The 25,800-nt window shown below is 70.2% G+C and carries 26 protein-coding genes and 1 tRNA gene; 16 read left to right on the top strand and 11 right to left on the bottom strand.

Annotated features, from left to right (window positions below; all coding sequences use genetic code 11):
* The first annotated feature begins 13 nt into the window (after window positions 1–13).
* The 7 genes from AMR74_RS14215 (at window position 14) to moaA (ending at window position 6,520) form a co-directional block, all read left to right on the top strand.
* Window positions 14–1,516, top strand: coding sequence for a phytoene desaturase family protein (locus tag AMR74_RS14215; protein WP_053772713.1), 1,503 nt, complete (start codon window positions 14–16; stop codon window positions 1,514–1,516).
* Window positions 1,513–2,454: a prenyltransferase gene (locus tag AMR74_RS14210; RefSeq protein WP_053772712.1), complete on the top strand. Its 942-nt coding sequence runs from the start codon at window positions 1,513–1,515 to the stop codon at window positions 2,452–2,454. The genes AMR74_RS14215 and AMR74_RS14210 overlap by 4 nt, the downstream gene beginning before the upstream one ends.
* A complete protein-coding gene (gene cruF / locus AMR74_RS14205; protein WP_053772711.1) occupies window positions 2,451–3,341 on the top strand; it encodes a bisanhydrobacterioruberin hydratase in 891 nt (296 codons plus the stop codon). Before AMR74_RS14210 ends, cruF begins: the two co-directional genes overlap by 4 nt.
* A 140-nt stretch (window positions 3,342–3,481) precedes the next feature.
* A complete protein-coding gene (locus tag AMR74_RS14200; RefSeq protein ID WP_053772710.1) occupies window positions 3,482–4,039 on the top strand; it encodes a diadenylate cyclase in 558 nt (185 codons plus the stop codon).
* Between the two features lie 86 nt (window positions 4,040–4,125).
* A complete protein-coding gene (locus AMR74_RS14195) occupies window positions 4,126–4,551 on the top strand; it encodes a universal stress protein (RefSeq protein ID WP_053772709.1) in 426 nt (141 codons plus the stop codon).
* 81 nt (window positions 4,552–4,632) lie between these two features.
* A complete protein-coding gene (locus tag AMR74_RS14190) occupies window positions 4,633–5,400 on the top strand; it encodes an MBL fold metallo-hydrolase (protein ID WP_053772708.1) in 768 nt (255 codons plus the stop codon).
* A 115-nt stretch (window positions 5,401–5,515) separates the two neighbouring features.
* Window positions 5,516–6,520: a GTP 3',8-cyclase MoaA gene (moaA, locus tag AMR74_RS14185; RefSeq protein WP_053772707.1), complete on the top strand. Its 1,005-nt coding sequence runs from the start codon at window positions 5,516–5,518 to the stop codon at window positions 6,518–6,520.
* 45 nt (window positions 6,521–6,565) lie between these two features.
* Here the strand turns inward: moaA and AMR74_RS14180 are convergent, their stop codons facing one another.
* The 3 genes from AMR74_RS14180 to AMR74_RS14170 all read right to left on the bottom strand — a co-directional run bounded on the left by AMR74_RS14180 (window position 6,566) and on the right by AMR74_RS14170 (window position 10,028).
* Window positions 6,566–6,958, bottom strand: a complete 393-nt coding sequence (locus AMR74_RS14180; RefSeq protein WP_053772706.1) for a DUF1648 domain-containing protein — start codon at window positions 6,956–6,958, stop codon at window positions 6,566–6,568.
* A gap of 98 nt (window positions 6,959–7,056) precedes the next feature.
* Window positions 7,057–7,131, bottom strand: a tRNA-Arg gene (locus tag AMR74_RS14175).
* Window positions 7,132–7,205: 74 nt separating this feature from the next.
* A complete protein-coding gene (locus AMR74_RS14170) occupies window positions 7,206–10,028 on the bottom strand; it encodes a DUF4350 domain-containing protein (protein ID WP_053772705.1) in 2,823 nt (940 codons plus the stop codon).
* A gap of 85 nt (window positions 10,029–10,113) precedes the next feature.
* Here AMR74_RS14170 and AMR74_RS17495 point away from each other — a divergent pair, with 85 nt between their 5' ends.
* Entirely contained in the window at window positions 10,114–10,752 is a 639-nt protein-coding gene (locus AMR74_RS17495) for an IS6 family transposase (protein ID WP_077152271.1), read from the top strand.
* Here AMR74_RS17495 and AMR74_RS14165 read toward each other — a convergent pair.
* The gene (locus tag AMR74_RS14165; protein WP_082356886.1) at window positions 10,676–12,019 is read right to left on the bottom strand and encodes a DUF1102 domain-containing protein; all 1,344 of its coding nucleotides are present in this window, start codon (window positions 12,017–12,019) and stop codon (window positions 10,676–10,678) included. The two genes, AMR74_RS17495 and AMR74_RS14165, sit on opposite strands and share 77 nt — an antisense overlap.
* 286 nt (window positions 12,020–12,305) lie before the next feature.
* On the opposite strand from AMR74_RS14165, the gene AMR74_RS14160 reads away from it, so the two are divergent.
* On the top strand, window positions 12,306–12,920 hold the full coding sequence (locus AMR74_RS14160; protein ID WP_053772704.1) for an AAA family ATPase: 615 nt from the start codon (window positions 12,306–12,308) through the stop codon (window positions 12,918–12,920).
* A complete protein-coding gene (locus AMR74_RS14155; RefSeq protein ID WP_053772703.1) occupies window positions 12,917–13,369 on the top strand; it encodes an RNA-binding domain-containing protein in 453 nt (150 codons plus the stop codon). The genes AMR74_RS14160 and AMR74_RS14155 overlap by 4 nt, the downstream gene beginning before the upstream one ends.
* 21 nt (window positions 13,370–13,390) lie before the next feature.
* Here AMR74_RS14155 and AMR74_RS14150 read toward each other — a convergent pair whose 3' ends face one another.
* The 5 genes from AMR74_RS14150 to AMR74_RS14130 all read right to left on the bottom strand — a co-directional run bounded on the left by AMR74_RS14150 (window position 13,391) and on the right by AMR74_RS14130 (window position 17,524).
* Complete coding sequence (locus AMR74_RS14150) at window positions 13,391–13,996, bottom strand: hypothetical protein (RefSeq protein ID WP_053772702.1); 606 nt, start codon at window positions 13,994–13,996, stop codon at window positions 13,391–13,393.
* A gap of 110 nt (window positions 13,997–14,106) precedes the next feature.
* Complete coding sequence (locus tag AMR74_RS14145; protein ID WP_053772701.1) at window positions 14,107–14,700, bottom strand: GNAT family N-acetyltransferase; 594 nt, start codon at window positions 14,698–14,700, stop codon at window positions 14,107–14,109.
* Between the two features lie 71 nt (window positions 14,701–14,771).
* Complete coding sequence (locus AMR74_RS14140) at window positions 14,772–15,704, bottom strand: alpha/beta hydrolase (protein ID WP_053772700.1); 933 nt, start codon at window positions 15,702–15,704, stop codon at window positions 14,772–14,774.
* A 73-nt stretch (window positions 15,705–15,777) separates the two neighbouring features.
* Window positions 15,778–16,698: a DMT family transporter gene (locus tag AMR74_RS14135; protein WP_053772699.1), complete on the bottom strand. Its 921-nt coding sequence runs from the start codon at window positions 16,696–16,698 to the stop codon at window positions 15,778–15,780.
* A 166-nt stretch (window positions 16,699–16,864) separates the two neighbouring features.
* A complete protein-coding gene (locus tag AMR74_RS14130; RefSeq protein WP_053772698.1) occupies window positions 16,865–17,524 on the bottom strand; it encodes an ArsR/SmtB family transcription factor in 660 nt (219 codons plus the stop codon).
* Between the two features lie 149 nt (window positions 17,525–17,673).
* Here AMR74_RS14130 and gpmI point away from each other — a divergent pair, with 149 nt between their 5' ends.
* Window positions 17,674–19,197, top strand: a complete 1,524-nt coding sequence (gene gpmI, locus AMR74_RS14125; protein ID WP_053772697.1) for a 2,3-bisphosphoglycerate-independent phosphoglycerate mutase — start codon at window positions 17,674–17,676, stop codon at window positions 19,195–19,197.
* A 63-nt stretch (window positions 19,198–19,260) separates the two neighbouring features.
* Window positions 19,261–20,403: a thiolase family protein gene (locus AMR74_RS14120; RefSeq protein WP_053772696.1), complete on the top strand. Its 1,143-nt coding sequence runs from the start codon at window positions 19,261–19,263 to the stop codon at window positions 20,401–20,403.
* Window positions 20,404–20,691: 288 nt separating this feature from the next.
* Here the strand turns inward: AMR74_RS14120 and thiL are convergent, their stop codons facing one another.
* The gene (thiL, locus tag AMR74_RS14115) at window positions 20,692–21,600 is read right to left on the bottom strand and encodes a thiamine-phosphate kinase (protein WP_053772695.1); all 909 of its coding nucleotides are present in this window, start codon (window positions 21,598–21,600) and stop codon (window positions 20,692–20,694) included.
* Between the two features lie 305 nt (window positions 21,601–21,905).
* On the opposite strand from thiL, the gene AMR74_RS14110 reads away from it, so the two are divergent.
* Genes AMR74_RS14110 through AMR74_RS14095 form a run of 4 tightly spaced genes read left to right on the top strand, consistent with a single transcriptional unit; the run spans window position 21,906 to window position 24,472 of the window.
* Complete coding sequence (locus AMR74_RS14110; RefSeq protein ID WP_053772694.1) at window positions 21,906–22,247, top strand: hypothetical protein; 342 nt, start codon at window positions 21,906–21,908, stop codon at window positions 22,245–22,247.
* Entirely contained in the window at window positions 22,244–22,507 is a 264-nt protein-coding gene (locus AMR74_RS14105) for a hypothetical protein (RefSeq protein WP_199241371.1), read from the top strand. Before AMR74_RS14110 ends, AMR74_RS14105 begins: the two co-directional genes overlap by 4 nt.
* 4 nt (window positions 22,508–22,511) lie before the next feature.
* On the top strand, window positions 22,512–23,552 hold the full coding sequence (gene aceA, locus AMR74_RS14100; protein WP_053772693.1) for an isocitrate lyase: 1,041 nt from the start codon (window positions 22,512–22,514) through the stop codon (window positions 23,550–23,552).
* Window positions 23,552–24,472 carry an HpcH/HpaI aldolase/citrate lyase family protein gene (locus AMR74_RS14095; protein ID WP_053772692.1) on the top strand — a complete coding sequence of 307 codons (921 nt, stop codon included), beginning with the start codon at window positions 23,552–23,554 and terminating at the stop codon, window positions 24,470–24,472. The genes aceA and AMR74_RS14095 overlap by 1 nt, the downstream gene beginning before the upstream one ends.
* 18 nt (window positions 24,473–24,490) lie before the next feature.
* On the opposite strand, the gene AMR74_RS14090 is transcribed toward AMR74_RS14095, so the two are convergent.
* The gene (locus tag AMR74_RS14090; RefSeq protein WP_053772691.1) at window positions 24,491–25,750 is read right to left on the bottom strand and encodes a CaiB/BaiF CoA transferase family protein; all 1,260 of its coding nucleotides are present in this window, start codon (window positions 25,748–25,750) and stop codon (window positions 24,491–24,493) included.
* Window positions 25,751–25,800: the final 50 nt, after the last annotated feature.

Raw genomic sequence — 25,800 nt, 5'->3', positions numbered from 1 at the left:
CTTAGGATCGCGTATGGACGTGGTCCCGGACATCGACGGCGTGGCCGGCGAGTCCGTCGTCGTGATCGGCGGCGGATTCGGCGGCCTCTCGACGGCCTGTTACCTCGCGGACGCCGGCGCGGACGTCACGCTGCTGGAGAAGAACGAGCAGCTCGGCGGCCGGGCCAGCCGGCTCGAAGTCGACGGCTTCCGGTTCGACATGGGGCCGTCGTGGTACCTGATGCCGGACGTCTTCGAGCGGTTCTTCGGCCACTTCGGCCGGTCGCCCGACGAGTTCTACGAACTGGAGCGGCTCGACCCGCACTACCGCGTGTTCTGGAAGGACGGAGACAAAGTCGACGTGCTCCCGGACCGCGAGAAGAACAAGGAGATATTCGAGTCGTACGAGCCGGGCGCGGGCGAGGCGTTCGACGAGTACCTGGCCGAGTCCGAGCGGACCTACGAGATCGGGATGGAGCACTTCGTGTACGAGGACCGCCCGCGGCTGCGCGACTACGTGGACACGGACGTGATGCGCTACTCGTGGGGACTCTCGCTGCTGGGCAAGATGCAGGGCCACGTCGAGGACTACTTCGACCACCCGAAGCTCCAGCAGCTGATGCAGTACACGCTCGTGTTCCTCGGCGGCTCGCCGACGAACACGCCGGCGCTGTACAACCTGATGAGCCACGTCGACTACAACATGGGCGTCTATTACCCCGACGGCGGGATCGGCGCCGTCGTCGACGGCATCGTCGAGCTCGCCGACGACCTCGGCGTCGAGTTCGTCACCGACGCCGAGGTGACGGGGATCGAGGGCCGGTACGGCGCGTTCGCGGTCGACACCGAGGGCGGCGAGCGCTACCTCGCCGACCGCGTCGTCTCCGACGCCGACTACGCGCACACCGAGCAGGAGCTGCTCCCGGAGCACAAGCGGCAGTACACCGAGGAGTACTGGGAGTCGCGGACGTACGCCCCCTCCGCGTTCCTGCTGTACCTCGGCGTCGAGGGCGACGTGCCGGACCTCGAACACCACACGCTCGTCCTGCCGACCGACTGGGACGAGCACTTCGCGCAGATATTCGACGACCCCGAGTGGCCCGACGACCCCGCCTACTACCTCTGTGTCCCCTCCAAGACGGACGACACCGTCGCGCCCGAGGGGCACAGCAACCTCTTCGCGCTCGTGCCGATCGCGCCCGGGCTGGCCGACACCCCGGAGATCCGCAACCGCTACCGCGACCTCGTCATCGACGACATCGCGGAGAACACCGGCACGGACCTGCGCGGGCGCGTCGTCGTCGAGGAGACGTTCTCCGTCGACGACTTCGCGGACCGGTACAACAGCTACGCGGGCAGCGCGCTCGGCCTGGCGCACACCCTCACGCAGACCTCGCTGCTGCGCCCGTCGCACGTCTCGGACGCGGTCGACGGGCTCTACTTCACGGGGTCGACGACGACGCCCGGCATCGGCGTCCCGATGTGCCTCATCAGCGGGGGGCTGACCGCGGAAGCGATGGCCGACGACGACGTGTGATCCCCGCCGTGAGCGACCAGAACCGATCCGCCGGAGAGGGCCAGCCCCGGTCCGTCGAGGACGAGCAGTCCCGGGCCGCCGGGGGCGGCGGCGAGGGGCTCCGCTACCTGCTGGTGCTGTCCCGGCCGCGCTTCTGGCTGTACCTCGCCGGGCCGGTCGCGGTCGGCGTCACCTACGGCATCGACGCCGTGAGCGGGCTGTTCACACCCGTCACCGTCGCGCTCGCCCTCTACTTCCTCGTTCCCGCGAACGTGTTCCTCTACGGCGTCAACGACGTGTTCGACGCCGACATCGACGAGCTGAACCCCAAGAAGGAGGGCCGCGAGGTGCGCTGGCAGGGGAGTCGGCCCGTGGTCGCCGCGGTCGCCGCGTCCGGCGCGCTGGGGCTCGCGACGCTCGCGGTCACGCCGCGGGTCGCGTGGCCGTACCTGCTCGGCTTCCTCGTCTTGGCCGTCGGGTACAGCGCGCCGCCCGTCCGCTTCAAGACGACGCCGTTCCTCGACTCGCTGTCGAACGGCCTGTACGCGCTCCCGGGCGCGGCGGCGTACGCGACGGTCGCGGGGGCGCACCCGCCGCTCGCGGCGCTCGCCGGCGCGTGGCTCTGGACGATGGGGATGCACACGTTCTCCGCCATCCCCGACATCGAACCGGACCGCGCGGCGGGGATCGACACGACCGCGACGCTGCTCGGCGAGGGGCGCACGTACGCCTACTGCTTCGCGGCGTGGACCGCGGCGGCCGCCGGGTTCTGGGCCGTCGACGCCAGGCTCGGCGCCCTGCTCGGCGTGTACCCCGTCTTCGTCGCGTGGGTCGCGCGCTCGTCGGTCTCCGTCGACCGCGCCTACTGGTGGTTCCCGGCGCTGAACACCGTCGTCGGCACGCTGCTGTCGATGGGCGGCCTCTGGCGGGTGTACCCGCTCTGGGAGGCGCTGCCGTGACCGACGGCTCGCCCGGCGGGACCTCGACCGCCGCCGGACTCGACGCGCTCCGCGAGCGCGCGCCGGACACGCGCCGCGAGGCCGAGGCGCTGCTCGACCGTCTCGTCCGCGAGAACCGGTTCACCATCGCGGTCGTCTTCCCGCTCGTGGGGGCGGTAGCGCTCGTCGGCAGCGCCGAGGGCTGGGTGCCAGAGCCGTTCGCGTTCCACCCGTGGTTCGTGCTGTTCGGCGTGATCGTGATGCGCTCGCCGCTGGTCGTCGGCGTGCTGCCGACGGTCGACCGCCGCGCGCTCGGCTGGATCGGCGTCCTGACCGCGTACACGTACCTCATCGAGTCGGTCGGCGTCGCGACCGGGTGGCCGTACGGGGAGTTCGCGTACACGGTCGACCTCGGGCCGATGCTCGCCGGCGTCCCGGTCGCGCTCCCCGTCTTCTTCATCCCGCTCGTGATGAACGCCTACCTGCTCTGCCTGCTCCTGCTCGGCCCGCGCGCCGACAGCGTGTGGGTCCGGTTGGCGACCGTGATCCCCGTCGTCGTCGCGATGGACGTGGTCTTGGACCCCGGCGCGGTGTCGCTCGGCTTCTGGGACTTCGGCGGCGGCGCGTTCTACGGCGTCCCGCTCTCGAACTACGCCGGCTGGGTGCTGTCGGCGGTCGTCGCCGTCGTCACGCTCGACCGCGCCTTCGCGGCGGTCGGCGTCCGCGAGCGGCTCCGCGACTGCGAGTTCATGCTCGACGACATGGTGAGCTTCGTGATCCTCTGGGGCGGGATCAACCTCTGGTTCGGGAACCTCCTGCCGGCGGCGGTCGCGGCCGCGTTCGGCGTCGGCCTCCTCCGCGCCGACCGGTTCGACACGCGGCTGTTCACCCAGTGGCGCGGGTCGTGAACGGCCGGCGTCGCCGCGGGTCAGGGTCGCGAGCCGCCCCGGGCCGACTCTGTTGCGCTTAAATACCGGTGTCCCATCTGGTCGAGCGTGATCGACGGCGGCAACAGCGGCGGACGACGGAACCGAGGGGCGCGAACGCGATGAACGACCTCGCCATCGACTACGGCGACCACGGGCGGGTGTGCGAGGTCGTCGACCGACTCACCTACTGCGCCGAGCACGTCGGCGTCGCCTTCGACGGGTGGGACGAACCCCACGTGAAGGGGCCGGGGCTCTACTTCGCCGTCATCGGCGACAGCGACTACGGGGCGTACGCGGACCCGATGGGCGACAACCGCTGGCCGCGGGACACCTGTCCGTCCGTCTTCGAGGAGGACGCACTCACGTCCGCGGCCGAGTCGGTGAGCGTCGCGCAGGACGGCGGCGTGGTGGTCGCGGTCGACGGCGGCATCGAGAGTCAGATGGTCCGGTTCCGCGACCTCGGCACCCGCGACGAGGAGGCCGACCTCGTCGACGACGTGAGCTACGAGCCGTGGATGGGGTCGCGCCACATGAGCGCCATCGAGACCTCCGTGCGCCCGGAGGTCGTCGCGACCGTGACGCTGAGCGAGGAGACCGGCCGCGTCAGCGTGTTCCGCGACGGCGAGGCGAACAGCATGCGGCGCGAGGAGATCGGCGGCCGCTGGCGCGGCGAGTAGCGCGACCCGGCCCCCGACCGCGGAGCGATCCCGGACGGCGACACCGAGGCCCCACCGTTAAGCCCCGGCCGGGCGAACGGCGACGCATGTACGACGACATTCTCGTGCCGACCGACGGGAGCGACGCCGTCGACCGCGCGCTCGACCACGCGATCCGACTCGCCACCGACCACGGCGCGACGCTCCACGCGCTGTACGTCGTCGACCAGCGGATCGCGGCCGCCAACTCCGGCGACCTCCACGACGACGTGGTCGAGGACCTCGAATCGCAGGGCGAGGCCGCGGTCGACGCGGTCGCCGAGGCGGCCGCGGAGGCCGGCCTCGACGCCGAGACCCACGTCGCGTACGGGACGCCGGACACGGAGATCGTCGACTACGCCGACGAGGCCGGGATCGACGTGATCGTGATGAGCCCGGAGGGGAAGCCCCCCCGCGAGCGGATCCAGTCCCTCGGCAGCGTCTCCGACCGCGTGGCCGACGACGCGTCGGTGCCGGTGTTCCTGATCAAGTGACCCCTCGACCGACCGCGACCGGCCGGGGCCGGTCGGCGCCCGTCCGAGCCAGTTAGGTGGGTGGCGCCGCGACCCGTCGGCATGGAACTCACCGTGCTCGGGTCCGGCAGCGCGATGCCGGTCCCCGACCGCGCGCAGGCCGGGTACCTCCTCGACGACGGCGACCGCTCGCTGCTCGTCGACTGCGGCAGCGGCGTCCTCGGGCGCCTCGCCGGCACCGACACCGGTTACGAGGGCGCCTCGACGGTCCTCCTCACGCACCACCACCTCGACCACGTCGCGGACCTCCTCCCGCTCGTGAAGGCGCGCTGGCTCGCCGGCGAGGAGCACCTCGAAGTCGTCGGCCCCGCGGGCACGAAGTCGCTCGTCGACGACCTGCTCGACGTCCACGACTACCTCGACGGGCGGATCGACCTCGCCGTCCGCGAGGTGTCCGCGGCGCGGTCGTTCACCGCCGGCGGGTTCGACGTGACCGCCCGCGAGACGCGCCACTCCATGGACGGGTTCGCCTACCGCTTCTCGCCGCCGAGTTCGGACGCCGCGCCCGGCGACGGCCCCCTCGCGCTCTCCGGCGACACCGAGGCGTTCGCGGGGATGGCGCGGTTCGCGGACGGCGCCGACTGCCTCGTCCACGACTGCTCGTTCCCGGACGACGTGGACGTGTCGAACCACCCGACGCCGACGAGCCTCGGCGAGTCGCTCGCGGGCGCGACGGTCGGGACGCTCCTCCTCTCGCACCTCTACCCGCACACCGGCGGCCGCGAGCGCGAGATGGCGGAGGGCGTCCGCGACGCGGGCTTCGACGGCGAGGTGCGGGTCGCGGCGGACGGCCTACGCGTGTCGCTTTGAGGCCGGAATCGTAACCGGCGATCGGCGGCGTCGCGGGCGCGACGTAACCGCGGAGTGTTACGCACCCGCACGTTCGACCCGGATATTTAAGCGCGCGTAGTGGCTCCCGTCCCTCATGGCCGGCCCACTCGCGGACGACTTCGGACGGGAGGTGACGGGGGTCCGTATCTCGCTCACCGACCGGTGTAACTTCGACTGCGTCTACTGTCACAACGAGGGGTTAGGCGACACGCGCGGGCCGATGGAGCCGAGCGAGTCGGAGATGAGCGCCGACGACGTGGTCCGCTTCCTGGAGGTCGTCGAGGGGTACGGCGTCGACGCCGTGAAGTTCACCGGCGGCGAGCCGATGCTCCGCCAAGACCTCGAAGAGATCATCGAGCGAACGCCCGACTCGATGGAGGTCTCGATGACGACGAACGGCACCTTCCTCCCCGGGCGCGCGGCGGACCTGAAGGCCGCCGGGCTCGACCGCGTCAACGTCTCGCAGGACGCGCTCGACCCCGACGACTTCGCGGAGGTGACGAAGTCGGGCGCCTACGAGAAAGTCTTGGAGGGCGTCAAGGCCGCCGTCGACGCCGGGCTCGACCCCGTGAAGCTCAACATGGTCGTGTTCACGCACACCGCGGGCTACGTCGAGGAGATGGTCGAGCACGTCGCCGACAACGAGGGGCTCCAGCTCCAGCTCATCCAGTACATGCCGGAACTGACCGGCAAGCCCGAGTGGAACGTCGACATCGGGCGCGTCCACGACTGGCTCGCCGGGAAGGCGGACCGCGTCGAGCACCGCGAGATGCACGACCGGAAGCGCTACTTCGTCGGCGAGGCGAGCGACGACGCGACGGGCGGGATGGTCGAGATCGTCGACCCCGTCGAGAACGAGGAGTTCTGCGCCAACTGCGGCCGCGTCCGCGTCACCCACGAGGGGTACCTGAAGGGGTGTCTCAACCGCAACGACGACCTCCGGTCGATGGGCGAGATGACCCGCGCGGAGATCGCCGAGACGTTCGAGGAGGTGGTGGCCAATCGGGTTCCGTACTACGGTGAGTACCTGATCGAGGGCGACGACGGCGAGTACGAGCTGAACGAGAAGTACCTCGGAACGCCGCCCGCGGCGGACTGAGACGAAAGCCCGCGCTCCGCCCGGTGGCCGGTCACGTCCTTCGGCCTATCGCATTTCAAACCAGACGGCCACCGCCACCATCCCGCCGGCGAGCGCGAGGGTGATCGGAACGATCGGGACGTTGTACCCCAGGTTCACGCCGAACGCCATCACCTGAACCGCGAGCAACAGCAGCATCGCCAGCGAGCCGACGATCCGCTCCCCGACGTCGGCGTCGGTGATCTCGAACAGCAGGCTCATGAACACGACGACCGCGGGCATCGTCAGGATCGCGATCGGCTTCCCGACGACGCTGTCAGCGTTGCCGGCCGCGTTCCAGTGGATCGCCATCTGGTCCGGGAGCGCGCCGTACAGCGCGATCCCGAGCGCCAACAGCGCGGCGACGACGAGGCCGGCGACAGTCTTCTGACGGGCGAGGAACCTGGCTGGAGGGTTCATGTGAACAGGTGACGACCGCACCGAATAAATACGTTATTCGCGCGAAACGAACGCCGCCTTCCGTCACTCGGCGCGCTTGATTCCGTTCAGCGATGTCACGAGCACGGTGGGATTCGAACCCACGACCATCGGATTAGAAGTCCGACGCTCTATCCTGGCTGAGCTACGTGCCCTCGTTTGTTGCTGATCCCCCGAGTCTAAAAAACGCCCGCGGTTCGCGTCGGGAACTGCCCCGAATCGACCGCGTTCAGTAGCTGTACTCGACGACGGTGTTCTCGTCCGGATCCGTGACGAACACGGTGTCGCCGCCGTTGTTCCAGACGGCGCTTCCGGTCCGGCCCCAGTACAGTTCCGTGTCGGTACCCGTTCCCTCTCCGGAGTACAGGGTTACCTCTTCTCCCGACAAGAGCGTGAACCCGTCCGGGAACGAGTACTCCTTCGTCGTCTCGTCCGAGACGGCGTAGCCGGTGAGGTCGATGGCGTCGTCGCCGACGTTCTCGAAGACGACGTTCTCCTGCGGATCCTCGAGATCGTCGCCTGACGCATCTTCGACGACCTCGACGACCTCCAGCGATCCACCGTCGCCACCGTCCCCTCCGTCGCCGTAGGCGCCGAACAGGTCGAAGTCCGTGTCGAAGTTCGTCGTCGGGTTCGCCGGCCCGCCGAGGTTGTTCTCCCCGTCGGTCACCGCGCCGCCGGTTCGCAGGTCGGACCCGAGGTCGGCGGCGAGCGAGTCGAGGTTGTCGCGCGCGCCGGCCGCGTCGTCCGTGCCGGCGCCGGCGCTCGCGAGGATCACGGCGCCGCCGTCGTCGCGAAAGTCTTCGATGGCGGCGACCTCGTCGCTCCCGAGTTCGTCGTCGGGCGCGGTGACGATCACCGCGCGGGCCTCGGCGAGGTCGCGCCCGAGGTCGTCGTCGAAGTCGTTCTTCCCGTCGAACTCGATCGCGAACCCTTCGAGGTAGCGCTGGAAGTAGGCGGCGTCCTCCGCGGAGAGCGCGTAGTCGGCCGCGAACTGGCCGTGCCCGCCGTCGATGACGACGCTTCCCTCGCGGCCGTCGGCGGCGAGCGAGTCGATCAGGTTCGCGAGGAAGACGTAGTTCCCGTACGGCTCGGTGCCGGGACCGTCCTCGTCGCTCTCGAAGCTCTCGGCGGGGAGCGGCCCGCCCAGCAGCGCGACGTTGTTCGCCTCGTCGACGCCGACGAGGGGGTCGCCCCCCTCGGCGGCGACGGGCACGCGGTCGCCCGCGATGGCGCCGTCCGCGGTCGCGACCGCGGAGGCGAACGGGACGAACAGCTCGTCGACCGGCTCGTCGCCGACGACCGGGGTCGACTCCACGTCGGAGATCTCCCAGATCCCGTCGCCGGCGTCGCGGGCGGCGCGTTCGAGGTCCCAGTAGGCGTCGTGGTCCGCGAACCCTGAGTCGTACACCCGGGCCCAGCCGTCCTCGATCGCCTTCGCGTTGTAGACGCTTCCGTCCGGGAGTTCGAGGAAGCCGAGCAGGCGACCGAAGTTCCCCCGAAGCCCCTCGTTCTCGTCGAACGACAGGGTGACCGTGCTGCCGACTTCGAGCTGGGATTCGGCGTAGCTCGTCGCCTCGTCGGCCTTGTCCCGCAGCGCGGAGCCGTCGTCGATCCCCTCGTACTCCTGAAGACGCTCCTCCGTGCTGCCGGTCTCCGGCGTGTCGATGCCGAGGATCCGCACCGTGTCCTCTATCCCGGAGTCGAACGCCACGTCGGCCGTGTCCCCGTCGGCGACGCTGACGACCTCGACCTCGTACTCCTCGGTCGGGTCGAGTTCGAGTCCGAGCCCCTCGCGGTCGGCGAACAGCTCGGGGTAGTTCCCGGTGTCGAGGTCGCTCGTCACCGGGGCGAACTGGGCGCCGGCGTTGTTCTCGGGGTCGATCACCTGGTTGTCGTTGAACCGGATCTGCGTGTCGATCCCGGTCGCCAGCGCGTTGAGGTTGTCCGTCGCGTCGAAGTTGTTGAAGTCCGACTGGTCCATCAGCACGACGAGCCCGCCTTGGTCGGCGAAGTCGGCGAGCGCGTCGATCTCGCTCCCGCTGAAGGAGTCCGACGGCGACGTGATCACGATCGCCGAGGCCGGCCCGAGCAGGTCGCTCTCGAGGTCGGTCGTCGCCGCCACGTCGTAGCCGTTGTCCTCCGCGTACCCCTCAAAGCTGGAGTGGCTCGCGAGGTCGTAGAACTGCCCGTGCCCCTCGTCCCACAGCACCGTCTCCGAGTCGGCGTACTCGTCGAGGACGTTCAACAGCACCTCCTCGTTCCCGTACTCGCCGAACGTGACGTCGTTCTGCGCGAACGGGAAGCCGAACGCGACCACGGGGAGGTCTTGGTCGACCGCCATCAGCGGTAGCGGCTCGTCGTCCGGGTAGGTCGTGGCGTCGTCGTTGCCGTCCTCGTCGACGGACTGCGCGGTCGGCTCCGCGGCGGCCGCGATCGCCTCGCTCGGCAGGTAGCCGTCGTCCTCGGCGAGGAGGCTCGCGGTCGAGTCGAACACCAACTGGTCGACGAACTGGGTCGGGCCATCACCCGGCTCCTCGCCCGGGTCCTCGATCGGCCCGTCGCCGACGCCGATGGTGAACGTCACCTCACCGCCCGTCGGGTCGTCGCCGGCGTCGACCTCGACGCCGACCGCGACCGCCTCGCCGACGCCGAGCTCGACCGTCGGTTCGGGGCCCAGCGCCTCGTCGTCGACGGTCAGCGCGAACTCGGCGTCGCCGATCGCCCCGTCGTCGACCGTCGCGAACAGTCCGAGGTCCTCTGTGCCCTGATTGCTGACCTGAAACACCTCGCCAATCTCGTAGACGGTGTTCGAGCCGAATCCGGTGCCGCCCCCTTCGACTTCGTCGAAGATCAGGGCGAGCTCGCCCGCGTCGTCGACGGACGCGAACTCCTCATCGAGCGGCGTCAGCGACAGCAGCGAACTCGCGTCGTCCGCGAGCGCCACCGTCGCGTCCCGCTCCGCCGTCGCCGTGTCGAACGCGCCCGTCGCGATCGCGCCCCCGCCGGCCGCGGTCGCGCCGAGCCCGACGATGACGCTGCGGCGCTTCATAGTTCCCCCTCCGCGAGAAAGAGATCGGGGAACTCGTCGTGGTCGCGTTAACTTAGAGGATGAGGCGCTCGACTTCAGAGTGCTTATGGCCGAAATCGAACGCCTCAGCGAACGTATCACGTGGATCGACTTGTCGTTTGTGGAGCGAGATCGAACGCCGCGCTGGGCGATTGAACTAGGGATCCGCAGTCACTTAGCCGGTATGTCACTGCGCGAGGTAAGTAAGCATCTTGAACTGTTTGGAATCAGTCGAAGTCACGTCGCGATCCACAACTGGGTTCATAAGGCCGATCTACAGCCGATCTCGACCGTCTCCGAGGATCAACTCGCGGTTGACGAAAAGATGATCCGCCTCCACGGCCAGAAGTTCTGGCTGTACGCCGCGGTTGATCCACAGACGAACGAGATCCTTCACTTGAGCCTCTATCCGACCGCAAATAAACAGACAACGCGATGGTTTCTCACCGAGCTACACCGGCGCTATCAGCTGAATAACGTCGAATTTCTCGTCGATGACGCAGACTATCTTGGATCAGTTCTTGCTGAAGACGGGTATCGATTTCAAATCATTCGACATGGAAATCGGAATGCTATCGAACGTGTCTTTTGGGAGATAGAACGACGAACATCATCATTTGCGAATAGTTTCAGCAATGTCGCGCTAGAGACAGCTCAAAACTGGCTCGAAGCCTTCGCCGTCTACCACAATTCACGCCAAACTTAACGCGACCCTCGTCGTCGTTGAAGTTGCTCGTCCGTGGCACGTACGGCGCGAAGCCGTTGTTCTCCTCGTCGGTCACCTGATCGACGTTGAACCTGAACGCCGCACCGAGTTCGTCGAGCACCGCGTTCAACGCGCCGTTCGAGGTCCCCTCGAACGAGGCGGTGCCGTGGAGGAACACCGCGCCGCCGTCGTCCACGAAGTCGGCGAGCGCCGACAGCTCCGTCCCGGAGAACCCGCCGGCGTCCGCCACGTCGCCGTCGGTAGTGGCGATCATCACCGCGTCGGCGTCGCTGAGCGACCCGGCGAAGTCGCTCGCGAGCGCCTGGACGTCGAATCCTCGGCCTTCCGCCAGGGATTCGAGATCGGAGAAGTCGCTCGCGAGCGTCCGGTTCTGCCCGTGCGTCTCGTCGTACAGCACCGTCCCGGTCCCGTCGAGCGTGGTCTGCCACGCGTTCGCGACGAACGTCCGGTTTTCGTCGACGTCGCTGGCGTTCGGACCGAGCCCCGACCCGAACCCGACGACGGTCCCGTCGACCGCCGCCAGCGGGATCTCGACGTCGTCGGGATATGAGACGAACTCGTCGTCGCCCTCGGGGTTCTCGTTCTGGGCGGTCGGTTCCGCACGCACGGCGACGACCGAGTCGTCGTCGAGCACGTCGCCGTCCGCGTCGATGAGGCTCGACGTCGAGAAGAACTCCGTCACGTCGATCGTCTCGGGCGGCTCCGGTTGGGAGTCGTCCGGCTCGTCGTTCCCATCCTCGAAGGCCGCCTCGATGGTGATGTCGATGTCGAGGTTCTCGGTGACGTCGACGTCGCCCGTCTCAACGTATGTCCCGACGGACTGCTCCTCGCCGGTCTCCAAGGCCACCGCGTTGTCGGGGTCGTCCAGGACCCCGTCGCGGTCGCCGGTGGGGTAGAGCCGGAACTCGCCGTCGAACGCGTCGGTGTCGCTGGTCGCGGTGATCGAGACCGTCTCGGTCCCCTGATTGGCGATCGCGAACACCTCGTCGAAGAAGAACTGCGAGTTGCGGCCGATCCCGTCGCCCGCGCCCGATACGTCGCCGAACGCGAGCGCGAGTTCGCCGTCGCCGTCCGTCGTCGCGTACGCGCTCTTCGAGACCAGGCCGAGGTACGCGTCCTCGTCGTCCGCGAAGTTCACCGTCGCCGCCCGCTCGGCGCTCGCCGTGTCGAACGCCCCCGTCCCGATGAGTGTTATCCCGCCGATACCGCCGGCTGCCGCTCCCGTGATGAGTGTGCGTCGTCGCATGAATCGTCCGCGGCCGGCGCGCGCCGTCGCGACTCTCCACCGTCCGAACGGACCCGCGAGACGCGAGATTCCCGAGTGCGGAGGGCGAGCGCGAAGGGGAGTACGAAATGTACCGTCACACGTCAGCCACGAACGCACTCTCAGACGCCTAATTTAAATAATTTTATACTATTCGAACGGAACTATCCCCGAGGCTACCGGACGCTCCGGAGCGCTCCGGAGCGCCCTCTTCGGGCGGCGTCGCTCAACAGCAGACCTAAGTCCGCGAGCGGAGTAGCCGCCGGTAATGAACGTCATCGGAACCGTCGGCCTCCCCGGTAGCGGGAAGGGGGAGGCGGCGAACGTGGCCGAGGCGGCCGGCATCCCCGTCGTCGTCATGGGCGACGTGATCCGCGCCGAGTGCCGCCGCCGCGACCTCGACCCGGCGCAGCACCACGGGCGGATCGCGCAGGCGCTCCGCGAGGAGGAGGGCGACGACGCGATCGCCGCGCGGACGCTCCCGCGGATCCGGGAGGCGGCGACCGAGAGCGACCGCGACGAGACGGTCCTGGTCGACGGACTCCGCTCCACCGTCGAACTCGACCGCTTCCGCGAGGCGTTCGGCGACGACTTCACGCTCGTCGCGATCCGAGCGCCGTTTGAGCTCCGCGCCGAGCGGCTGGGCGAGCGCGGTCGCGACGACTCCGACGCCGACCTCTCGGCGTTGCGCGAGCGCGACGCCCGCGAGATCGACCTCGGGCTCGGCGAGACGCTCGAACGCGCCGACGTGGAGATCGACAACACCGACAGCCTCGCGGCGTTCCGCGAGCGCGTCCGCGAGGTGCTGGGCCTCGACGGCGGGGGGTCGGATCGCTCCGACGGCGGCGCCGAGGCGGCCGAGGCCGGAGGTGACGGCGCGTGATCTACAGCGTCGACGTCCGGATCGAGGCGCCGGTCCACGACACCGAGGTGACCGACCGGGTCGCGGACGCGGTCGCGAACGTCTTCCCGGACGCCGAGCCGGCCCACGAGGACGGGCGGCTCGTCGCCGAGACGCACAGCCTCGACGCGTTCTCCGACGTGCTCCACGAGCAGGAGATCCTCGACACGGCCCGCCGCGTCTTCCGGCAGAACCGCACAGACGAGGGGTTCGCCTTCTCGCTGAAGAAGCAGGCGGCGCTCGAGGGCGTCGTCAACTTCGCGGTCGGCGAGCCGGACGAGCTGGGCGAGATCGACGTGGAGGTCCGCGTCCGCGAGCCGGACGTGGAGTCGTTCATCGACTACGTCGCGCCCGAGACCGACGAGGGACAGCCCGTCGACCCCGTCCGCGAGTACGGCGACCGCTTCGACCCTGAGGACGAGGCGTACTGAGCGGTCGGCTCCGGGCCGGGCTCACTCGGCCGTCGCCCCGGCCGCCGCGCCGCCCACCGCGCCGAAGAGGGCCGGGTACACGATCCCCGCGAGCAGCACCGCCGTGACGAGCGTCGGGGCGACGCTCCCGCCGTCGCCGACGGCGTATCGGAACAGGAACGCGCCGATCAGCGCCAGCGGGAGGTAGCCGGCGGTCGCGAGCGCGCCGAACCGCGCGCCGCCGACGGGCGTCGCCGCGCCCGCGGCGCGCGCAATCGCGACGCCCGAGACGAGCAGCAGCAGCGGCGGGACGACGTACAGGTACGTGAACCCGCCGTCGCTCTCGGCGATGAAGTTCACCGACTGCGCGGCGCCGATCAGCGACGGCACCTCCACGTCGACGAAGTGCGCGTTGTAGAACACCCAGCCGACGCCGCGCCAGACGGAGATGGTTTCGCCGCCGAACAGGTCGGCGAAGAAGTTGATCCCGGAGAGTCCTTCCTCGACCCGCCCGCTCTGCGTCACGTACGTGACCAGGTAGCCGAGGACGTAGGCCGCAGCGCCCGCGACCGCTCCGAAGACCGCCCCGCGTGCGAGGCTCTGTTCTCCGCCCGTCGCGCTCGTTCCGCCGGTGGATGCCGAAGACATGCGCCCGGTATCGTTTCGGGCGCGGTAAGTGTTTGTTGGGTCGGGCTGATAGAAGAAAAACTGCGTTTCACGCGTTCTGTGTGTTATTTACGCCGAAATCTCAGGTCGAATCACGCGGTCGCCTCACGCCACTCCGCCTGCGAGATCGTGTACCGGACCTCGTCGTGGACGCTGCCGTCGGCGAAGGTGATGTGGTTGCGTAACAGCCCCTCGCGCCGCCCGCCGAGGCGGTCGACGTACCTCTCGATCGCCCGCTGCGACTGCTCGTTCTCGGGGAGGTGGCCGACAGCGACCACGTCGAGATCGAGGTCGTCGAACGCCACTTCGACGAGCGCGGCGGCGCGCTCGCCCGAGTAGCCGCGGCCCCAGAAGCGCTTGCGAAGCCACGTGCCGAGGTTCGCGGTCCGCTTCTCCCAGTCGACGTCGAAGCCGCCGAAGCCGGCGATCGCTCCGGCGCCGTCTTCGCCCTCGCGCGGGCGGATGACGTAGGTCGCGGCCTCGCCGTCCTCGAACCGTTCGCGGCCGCGTTCGAGGAACTCCAGCGTCTCCCGCTTCGTCTCGTGGGGGTCCCACGTGACGTACTCGGTCACCTCGTCGATGCCGGGGTCCGACGAACAGATCCGGTAGCACTCGTCGAGGTCGACCGCCTCGGGACGCCGCGCCTCCAAGCGAAGCCGGTCGGTTTCGATGGTCTCGGGGAACATACCGACGCCGACGGCGGCGAACGGATAAACTCCACCGGCGGCCTGCGACCGGTTGTCACGGTCGGCCGTCGTCAGGCGTCGAGCGCGTCGGCGAGGTCGGCGCCGACGTCCGCGATCGCGTCGCGGGCCCGGTCGACGTCTCGCATCGTCATGAACCCGTGGACCATCGCCGGGTAGTTCTCGTACCGCGTCGCGACGCCGTCCGCGACCAGCCGCTCCGCGTACGCCCTCCCGCCGTCGCGGAGCGGGTCGAAGCCCGCGGTGACGACGGTCGCGGGCGCGACGCCGGAGAGGTCCCCCGCGTTGATCGGGTCGGCGTACGGGTTCCGGCGGTGAATCTCGCTCCGGTAGTACGCGGCGGAGAACCACTCGATGTCCTCGCGAGAGAGGACGACGCCGGCGTGTTCGCTGACCGACTCCTGTTCCGGGTCGACGCCGATCCCGGGGTACAGGAGGACCTGGCGTTCGATCGCGGGCCCGTCCCGCTCGGCGGCCATGAGCGCCGTCACGGCGGCCAGGTTGCCGCCGGCCGAGTCGCCCGCGACCGCGATGTCGCCGGTGCCGCCGAGGGCCGCGGTCGACTCGGCGGCCCACTCGACGGCCGCGTACGCGTCCTCGACGGCGGCCGGGAACGGGTGCTCGGGCGCGAGCCGGTACTCGACTGACAGCACCGCGCATTCGCTCTCCCGTGTCAGGTGGCGGCAAAGCCAGTCGTGGGTCTCGACGCTCCCCAGCACGAACCCGCCGCCGTGGAAGAAGACGACGGTCGGATAGGGCGGGTCGCCCGCCGGGCGGTAGAGCCGCGCGTCGAGGTCGCCGGCGGGGCCGGGGATAGCCACCGACTCCGTCGCGCCGACGCTCGGCGGATTCAGGTTCTGAAGCCGCGACAGGGGGTCCGTCAGGAGCCGGAGCAGTTTCAGCTTGTAGCCTCCGTGCGGGAGGGGGATCCGCGACTGTCGCGTCGCCGCGCGCTTCGCCTGGGGATCGATCTGGTCGGCGCTCACGACGCGGGAGTCGTCGGGCCGTCGACAAGACGGTTGCGGCGGGGGCGGCGGGATCCCAGGGGCGTCGACCCGCCTACCCGATCACGCCGGCGGCCCGCAACTCCTCGCGGAGCGCGTCGCGTTTCACCAGCGCGAAGCCGACGCAGATGACGAGGAAGCCGGCGACCGTCGTGGCGGTGATCCCCTCGTCGAGGACGAGCCATCCGACGAGGGCCGCGAACACCGGCGCGACGTAGGAGACGAGGTTGATCTCGATCGGCCCGAGCCGGTCGAGCAGGTGGAAGTAGATGAGGAAGCCGATACCGCTGGCGACGACCGAGAGGTACGCGAGCGCGAGCAGCGACTCCGTCGTCCAGACCGCGTCGGCGACCGACTCGCCGAGCGCGACCGAGACGAGGTGGGTGAGTCCCGCGCCGAGCAGCATCGACCACGCCTCCATCGTCTCGATGGCGATGTCGGCCTCGGAGGCCCGGGAGAGCACCGAGCCGAGCGCGAAGGAGGCGGCCGCGAGCAGGACGAGCAGCTTCGCGACCGTGCCGCCGCTCGTCAGGTTCGCGGGGTCGGGGTTCGCGAGGACGACCGCGCCGACGAGTCCGATCGCGAGGCCGAGCGCCCCGACGGCGGTCAGCCGCTCCGCGGGCAGGACGGCGCGGGCGAAGACGGTGGTCAAAAGCGGCGAGAGGCTGACGATGACGGCCGCGACGGCGCTCGTCACCGCCGGGTCCGTCTCGCCGACGAACAGGAAGGAGTGGTAGGCGGCGATGATGAACACGGCGCCGGAGACCACTTCCAGCCACGCGTCGCGGCCGCGTGGGACGGGGTCGTCGACCGCGTACGCGGCGTACGCGAGCATCACGACGCCCGCCACGTCGTACCGGAACGCCGCGAACAGCACCGGCGGGAAGTACGCTAACCCCGCCTTGATCGCGACGAACGCCGAGCCCCAAACGGCGGCGAGGACGAGGAACAGCGAGAGGTTTCTGAGACGGCTCACGTCGGCCCTCTTCCCGGACCGGGCCAAAAGCTTCCGGAAGCGGTCCGGTTCGCTGGCTCGGACGACCAATGGCTCGGACGACAAATGGCCAGCGCGACGCGATGGCTCGGACGACAAATGGCGAGCACGACGCGGCGGCAGCCGAGGTTCGGGGGACGGCCGACCGTCAGCGCACTCGGTACCCGTCTGCGTCGCGGGCGATGACCCCCACGTCGGAGAGCCGTCGGAGGGCGCTCTCGACCGTCGACTCCCGTGCGCCGACCTCGTCGGCCACCGCCGCGGGGGTGCCGTCGGTCTCGACGACCGCGGCGATGACGGCCGCGAAGAAGCGGCTGTCGGCCTGCCCGCCGAGCCGCTCGTCGATCTCGGCGAGGGCGTCCTCCACGCGTCCCTGGACCCACCGCTGGGCGAGCGAGAGCTCGCGGTCGAGGTCCTGGAGGCGCGCGAACTCCTCCGCGAGCTCCGCGAGGTCGCTGGTCGAGCCGGACCCGTCCGGCGCCTCGATCGAGAGGTGGGGACAGCGCCCGGACATGTCGAGGCTGTTCTTCGCCGGGTACGCGCTCTTCGCGCCGAAGCCGTACGGCGAGACGCTCACCTCCAGGCGGAGGCTGCGCGCGATCCGGAAGTACTTCCGCCGCTGGTCGTCCGTGGTCGACTCGACGACGCCGGCCTCCTCCAGCTTCCGCAGGTGGTCGATCACCGCCTTCGGGCTCACGTCCAAGTACTCCGAGATCTCCGTGACGTAGCAGGGCTTGGTGGCGAGAAGCCGGAGGATGCGCCGGCGGTTCTCGTTACCGAGGAGATCGAGCAGTACCGCGGAGTCCATTAACGTGTGGTTAGCGTCGGGCGGATAAAAGGTTGACTTCCGGTGACGGGCGCGCCGGGCGCGGATCGACCGAGGGAGCGGCCCCGCCGGGAGCGCGGCGAGACGCCGCCCACCGAAGGGTAGTTACCCCGCGGGCGGCACGCGGGAGTATGGAGACGGCACTCGTTATCCTCGACGGCTGGGGGCTCGGCGACCACGACCGCCGCGACGCGGTGAAGGCGGCCGACACGCCGACGTTCGACGCGGCGACGGAGCGCGGGGCGGACGGCCGCCTCGTCGTCCACGGGCGCCGCGTGGGGCTCCCCGAGGGACAGATGGGCAACTCGGAAGTGGGCCACCTCAACATCGGCGCCGGGCGAGTGGTGAAGCAGGCGTACACGCGGATCACGGACGCGCTCGCCGAGGGGTCGCTCTCGGACAACGACGCGATCGCGGACGCGCTCGATCACGCCGACTCGACCGGCGGCCGGGTCCACTTCATGGGACTGGTCTCCGACGGCGGCGTCCACTCCGACGTGGAGCACCTGCTCGCGCTGATCGACGCCGCCGCCGACGCGGGCGTGCCGGCGACGAGCCACGCGTTCACCGACGGGCGCGACACGGCCCCGGAGATCGCCGACGGGTTCCTCGCCGACGTGACCGCGAAGGCGGACGAGCGCGGGACCGGCCACGTCGCGACCGTGACGGGGCGGTACCACGCGATGGACCGCGACGAGAACTGGGAGCGCACGAGGAAGGCGTACGACGCCATCGTCTCCCGCGCGGCGCCCCACGAGGCCGAGAGCGCCGTCGCGGCCGCGAAGGAGGCCCACGCCCGCGGCGAGACGGACGAGTTCGTCGAGCCGACGCTGGTCGCCGGCGAGCCCGCCCTCGAAGACGGGGACGCGGTGATCTTCTTCAATTTCCGCGCGGACCGCGCGCGGCAGCTGGTCCGGATGCTCACCGGCACCCGGCCGGCGTGGGAGTTCGACCTCGATCAGCCCGACGTCCGCATGACGACGATGACCGAGTACGACGAGACGTTCGAGTTCCCGGTCGCGTTCCCGCCGCAGATCCCCGAGAACACCATCGGCGAGGTCGTCGCCGACGCGGGCGGCACCCAGCTGCGCATCGCGGAGTCGGAGAAGTATCCCCACGTCACCTACTTCCTCAACGGCGGCCGCGAGGTGGAGTTCCCCGGCGAGATCCGCACCATCGTCGAGAGCCCGGACGTGCCCACCTACGACCGTCAGCCCGAGATGTCCGCCCCCGAGGTGACCGACGAGGCCGTCGAGACCATCGCCTCGGAGGACCCCGACCTGCTCGTCCTCAACTACGCGAACCCGGACATGGTGGGCCACACCGGCGACTTCGACGCGGCGGTCGAGGCCGTCGAGGCCGTCGACGAACAGCTCGACCGGCTGCTCGACGCCGTCGACGACGCCGGCGCGCACGCGGTCGTCACCGCCGACCACGGCAACGCCGACGACATGGGCACGGCCGACGACCCGCACACCGCGCACACGTACAGCCCGGTCCCGTTCGTCTACCTGACGCCCGACGGCGACGACGGGGGACGCAGAGTCCGCGAGGACGGCTCGCTCTGCGACATCGCGCCGACGCTCCTCGACCTGATGGACCGCGACCAACCCGCGGAGATGACCGGCGAGAGCCTGCTCGCGAATAAACGATAAACTTCGGAGCGATTCCCGCCCGTTCCACGGCGTTTTAATACGGCGTCTGTCCTGCTATCTTTCATGACAGACGAGACCACGCCGGTGATCGCGGCCGCCTACCGAACGCCGCAGGGGAAAGACGGCGGCGTCTACGAGGACGTCCGCAGCGAGGACCTCTCGACGACGCTGATCGACCACGCGCTCGACGAGACCGGGCTGACCAGCGACCACGTCGACGACCTGATGTGGGGCGTCGCGCAGCAGCGGACCGAGCAGGACAACAACGTCGCGCGCGTCATCGCCCTCCTCTCGGAGCTGGGCGAGTCGGTGCCCGCCACCACGATCAACCGCTGGTGCGCCTCCTCGATGCAGGCGGTCATCTCGGCGTCGGACGCGATCGCCGCGGGCAACCGCGACTGCATCATCGCCGGCGGCGTCGAGAACATGAGCCGCGTCCCGATGGACGGCGATTCCTACCAGCACCTCCACCCCGAGCTCTCGGAGCGGTACAACCTCTTCCAGCTCCAGATGGGGATGACCGCCGAGAAGGTCGCCGAGGAGTACGACGTGAGCCGCGAGGCGCAAGACGAGTACGCGGCCCGCAGCCACCAGCGCGCCGCCGAGGCGACCGAGTCCGGCCGCTTCGACGACGAGATCGTCCCCGTCGAGACCGAGGACGGGCTCGTCGAGGAGGACGAGGGGATCCGCCCGGACACCACCGCCGAGAAGCTCGCCGACCTGCCGCCCGCGTTCACCGGCGACGGCAGCGTCACCGCCGGGAACTCCTCGCAGATCTCCGACGGCGCGTCGCTCACGGTCGTCACGAGCAGGGCCTTCGCCGAGGAGCACGGGCTCGACGTGCTCGCCGAGGTCGGCACCAACGCGGTCGCCGGCGTCGACCCTACGGTGATGGGGATCGGCCCGGTCCCCGCCACCCGCGGCCTGCTCGAACGCGCCGGCACGGACATCGACGACTACGACCTGGTCGAACTCAACGAGGCGTTCGCCTCGCAGTGCGAGTACTCGCGGCGCGAGCTCGGCGTCGACAAGGACAAGTACAACGTCAACGGCGGCGCCATCGCTATCGGCCACCCGCTCGGCGCCTCGGGCGCGCGCCTCCCCGTCACGCTGCTCCACGAGATGCAGAAGCGCGACGCCGAGCGCGGCCTCGCGACGCTCTGCGTCGGCTTCGGGCAGGGCGCCGCGATCGAGTTCATCCGGTAGACGACCCGCGAGACGGATTTTCCGCCGCGGCGCGCCTGCGAGCGGCCGCCCCCGGCGGCCGCGAGCCAGCCCGCGAGGGTGTCGCGAGCGGTGCGAGCGAAGCGAGCACCTCGATTGCGAGCGGTGGAACCGCGAGCAGCGAGCGACGAGGCTGGGGAGGCGTGAGGTGTGGTCGCGGTGCGGTGCGCGGCGGGAATCGAAGGCGCGGCACGCGGACGGAGCTTCGAAGACGTTCGCCGTCAGTCGGCAGCCGGTTTCTTATAGGAAAGCAGCCGGCACCTCGGTGTCTTACTCCTCGGCGTGCGTGAAGCCGCGGTCGGGTAGCGGATCGCCGTCGACCGTGACCCGCGGCGCCTCCTCGGGCTCTTCGACCACACGTCCGATCCGCGTCAGGCCGGCCGGACACGCCTCCGCGGCCATCTCGAAATCCTCGTCCGGCACCGCACACAGCAGTTCGAAGTCCTCGCCGAAGTGCGCGGCGAGTTCGAACCGCTCCGCCGACCCCCCGGCCACCTCTTCGACGGCGGGATGGACCGGCACCGCGTCCCGCTCGATCTCGATCCCGACCTCGCTCGCCTCCGCGAGCTGGTGACACGAGCGCGCCAGCCCGTCCGAGGAGTCCATCATCGCGGTCGCGGAGTCCGCCAGCGCCAGCCCGTCGGCCACGCGCGGCGCGAACCGGAACAGCTCGTTGGCGCGCTCGACGGCCTCCTCATCTCCCCTCTTAAATAACCGAAGCGCCGCCGCGGACCGGCCCCACTCGCCGGTGACGCAGAGCGCGTCGCCGGGCCGCGCCCCGCCTCTGGTGACGGGGCCGGCCGCAGTCACGTCCCCGACCGCGGTGGTCGCGGTCGTGAACTCGACGTGCTCGTCGAGGTCGCCGCCGACGTACTCGGCGTCGACCGCCTCGCAGACGTCGACCGCGCCGGCGACGAACGAATTGAGCTCGTCCCGGTCGAACGCCTCGTCGGCGTAGACGGCGACAGCAGCGCGCGCGGCCGCGCCGGTCGCGGCCACGTCCGACAGCGACGCGCCGACGGCGCGCCAGCCGGCGGTGTACCGCGTCGTCCCGGGCGGGAAGTCGGTCCGCTCGTGGAGCATGTCCGTCGTGATGACCGTTCCGTCGACGACGGCGGCGTCGTCGCCCGCGTGCGGGAGGTCGGCCGCGAGGGCCCGGAGGGCGTCGCGTTCGTTCACTACCGACGCTCGGCGCGGCGAGGGCAATAAGCGATCGGTCCGGGCGGCGGGATCGCCGACCGCCGCTCAGCGCCGACGGCGGGGGGGCGTGCGGTCGGGCCGTTCGCCGCGTCTGTGGTCCGTGTTGTCATGGAACATTTAATCGGGTAAAACAACATAACGAATATTATCATTATCAATCATTATGTTTATTATGCCCTGTTGAGTCGTTCCAGTCGCAATGGCAGTATCCGTACGCGGACACGCAGCGACCCGACGCACCGAGTCGATCACCAGACGACCGCCCCAACCGCCCACACGACCCGATGACGACGCCTAACGACACGCCCGACGACACGACCCGACGCACCGACAGCACGACCGACGCGGACTCGACGACCCGTACCGACCGCCGGACGGAGTCGAGTACGACGACACCTTCTCCCCGGACGATCCCCGGTCGCACCCCGCTCACCGAGGAGGCCGGCGCGCCGCTGGTCCCGACGATCACGACCCGACGAGCCACCGAGACGCGGTCTCCCGGCTCGCCCCCGGCGACCGAGGCCCGCCGGCCGACCCGCCCGCCGACCGACGACGAGCGCGACGCGCCGCTCGTTCCCGACCTGCGTCCCGCCTCGCGGACGCGGACGGACGGGGGGTCGCGATGACGGCGAACGCCGCGCGTCGCTCCCGCGACCCCTCGACCGGATCGCCCGCCGAGGGCTCGTTCCGCCGCGCCGTCCCGATGACCGGGACCGGCGACGGCCCCCGACCCGATCCCACGACGTTCGCGCCGAGCGCTCGCCGCGACGGCGAGGGCCGCGGCGACCGACGCGCCGCCGCCGACCGACGCCCGACCGACGGCCGCCGCGCCGGCGAGCGACGGGCGACGACGAACCGCACCGCAGCCGACGACTCCACGCAGTAACCCGATGAATCCCAACGAACTCGACGACGACGTCTTCACCAGAGATATCGACAACCCGGCCGGCCGCCGACTCCGCGAGCTGTTCGACGAGCAGGAGTACACGTTCGCGCCCGGGATCTACCACGCCCTCGACGCCCGCCTCGCGGAGATGGCTGGGCTCGACGCGGCCTACATGAGCGGCTACTCGACCGTCCTCGGCCAGTTCGGCTTCCCCGACCTGGAGATGGTCACGATGAGCGAGATGGTCGAGAACGCAAAGCGCATGGTCGAGGCGACGAACCTCCCCGTCATCGCCGACTGCGACACCGGCTACGGCGGCGTCCACAACGTCCGCCGCGCGGTCCGCGAGTACGAGAAGGCCGGCGTCGCCGCCGTCCACATCGAGGACCAGACCTCGCCGAAGCGCTGCGGCCACATCGCCGGCAAGCAGATCGTCTCCCGCGAGCAGGCCCGTTCGCGCTTCGAGGCCGCGGTCGACGCCAAGCAGAGCGAGGACACCGTCATCATCGCCCGCACCGACGCGTACGGCTCCGCCAACGGCGACTGGGAGGAGCACCTCGAACGCGGCCGGATCTACGCCGACGCCGGCGTCGACCTCGTCTGGCCCGAGATGCCCGACCCGTCCCGCGAGGACGCGGTCGAGTACGCCGAGACGATCCACGAGACCCACCCGGACCTCGATCTCGCCTTCAACTACTCCTCGTCGTTCGAGTGGGGCGCCCAGGAGGATCCGCTCACCTTCGAGGAGCTGGGCGACCTGGGCTACCAGTACATCTTCATCACGCTGTACGGACTCCACTCCGGTGCGCACGCCGCATACGAGGACTTCGCGAACATCGCCGAGAACGACGAGGCGGCGCAGTTCGACCTCGAAGAGCGGTACATCGGCCACGAGACGGAGAGCCACCACGAGCTCTCCTTCGTCCCGCGGTACCAGGAGGTCGAGGCCGAGTTCGACCCCGAGGCCCGGCGGCGCCAGGAGGAGTCGGCCGGCTTCACCGAAGAGGAGAGCGACCCGATCACGGCCTCGGAGGGCGACGACTGATGGGCGGACCGGACGACGTGACGCTCCGGCGGAGCCAGCTCGCCACCCCCGGCTCCGACCCGAAGATGATCGAGCGGGCGCCCGACTCCGGCGCCGACGAGGCGTTCCTCGACCTGGAGGACTCCGTCGCGCCCGCGGCGAAGGTCGACGCCCGCGAGAACGTCATCGAGGGCCTGATCGAGTACGACTGGTCCGACACCCGGCCCTGTTACCGGATGAACGGCGTCGACACCCGCTGGTTCTACGACGACGTGATCGAGGTCGTCGGCCGGGCCGGCGAGTACCTCGACACGATCATGGTGCCGATGGCGAACAACCCGGAGACGGTCGCCACCGTCGACAACCTCCTGACGCAGGTCGAGGCGAACAACGACCTCCCCGTCGGCGAGATCGGGCTCCAGGCGCAGATCGAGTCCCCGGAGGCGATGACGAAGGTCGCGGACATCGCCCGCGCCAGCGACCGCCTGGAGTCGCTCGTGTTCGGTCCCGGCGACTACACCGCCAACGTCGGCGCCGCCGGCCTCACGATCGGCTCCGGCGGCGGCTACCCCGGCCACTACTGGCACTACCAGCTCGCGCGCATCGCCCACGCGGCGAAGGCGCAGGGGCTCCAGGTGATCGACGGGCCGTACGCCGAGATCGAGGACGCGGAGGGGTTCCGCGACTCCTGCCGCTGGGCGAGCCAGCTGGGCTGTGACGGCAAGTGGGCGATCCACCCGAGCCAGATCGAGCCCGCGAACGAGACGTTCGCGCCCTCTCCCGAGGAGGCCGAGAAGGCGCGCCGGATCGTCGACGCCTACGCCGAGGCGAAGGAACAGGGGAAAGGCGCCGTCTCGGTCGACGGCGAGATGGTCGACGAGGCGACCGACAAGATGGCCCGCGGTATCGTCGCGCGCGCCGAGCAGGCCGGGATCCTCTGAGCCCCCGGCGCGCGCCGCTCACTCCTCGTCCGCGATCGCGCCGAGATCGCGGAGCTCGTCGATGTCGCCCTCGCCGTAGCCGTACTCGCGCAGCACCGACTCCGTGTGTTCGCCGAGCGCCGGCGGGTGGCGGCGGACCGTCGTCGGCGTCCGCGAGAAGTGCATCGGCGACCCGGGGAACCGCACCGTGCCCGCGGTCGGGTGCTCCGCCTCGGCGAGCATCCCGCGCGCCTCGATCTGCGGGTCGTCGAACACCTCGCCCACGTCGCGGACGCGGCTCGCGGGCACGTCGTGCGCTTCCAGCCGCTCGACCGCTTCGTCGGTCGTCATCGCCGCGAACGTCTCCTCTAACTCGCGTTCCAGCTCGTCGCGGTTCCGGACGCGCCCCTCGTTCTCCTCGTAGCGCTCGTCGGCGAGCAGGTCGGGGCGGTCGATCGCCTCGCACAGCGGCGGCCAGAACCGGTCCGACGAGCAGGCGACGACGACGTAGCCGTCCGCCGTCTCGTACGCCCGGTAGGGGACGATGTTCGGGTGCTTGCTCCCCATGCGTCCCGGCGGATCGCCGCTGGCGAAGTAGTTCGTCGCCATGTAGCTGGTCCAGGCGGCCTGCCCGTCGAGCAGGCTCACGTCGATCTTCTGTCCGCGGCCGTCGCCGAGCTCGCGTTCGAGCAGCGCAGCGAGGATCGCCTGCGTCGCGTACATCCCGGCGCCCACGTCGGCGAGCGCGACCCCGATCCGGACCGGCGGGCCGCCCTCGACGCCAGTGAACGACATGAACCCGCCCCGCGCCTGCATCATGATGTCGTAGGCGGGCTTGTCGCGGTCCGGCCCCCACTCGCCGTACCCGGAGATGCCGCAGTAGACGAGCCCCGGGTTCTCCTCGACGAGGTCGCCGTAGTCGAGGCCCCACTCGGCGGTCTTGCCGACGCGGAAGTTCTCGACGAGCACGTCGGCCTCGCGCGCGAGGTCGCGGACGACCGCCCGGCCCGCCTCGGTCGTCAGGTCCAGCTGGATCGACCGCTTGTTTCGGTTGACGCTGACGTAGTAGGCGCTCTCCGCGCCCTCGTCGCTCTCGCCGTCCCCCTCGCTGAACGCCGGGGGGACCCACGTCCGGGTCTGGTCGCCCGGGCCCGGCCGCTCGACCTTGATGACCTCCGCGCCGAGGTCGCCGAGCTGCATCGTACAGAACGGGCCGACGAGGACGCGCGAGAGGTCCAACACGGTGAGCCCGTCGAGCGGCCCCGCGTCGCCCTCGGGCTCTCGCGCCTCACCGACCACGCGGTCTCGCCTCCGTCGACCGCCGCCGTGTCCGGTTCATGCGATCCGGC

The organism is Halorubrum tropicale, assembly GCF_001280455.1.
In the GTDB taxonomy this organism is placed as follows: Archaea; Halobacteriota; Halobacteria; order Halobacteriales; family Haloferacaceae; genus Halorubrum; species Halorubrum tropicale.
The sequence above is the reverse complement of the archived record's forward strand: the minus strand, read 5'-3'. Positions and strand labels throughout refer to the sequence as shown.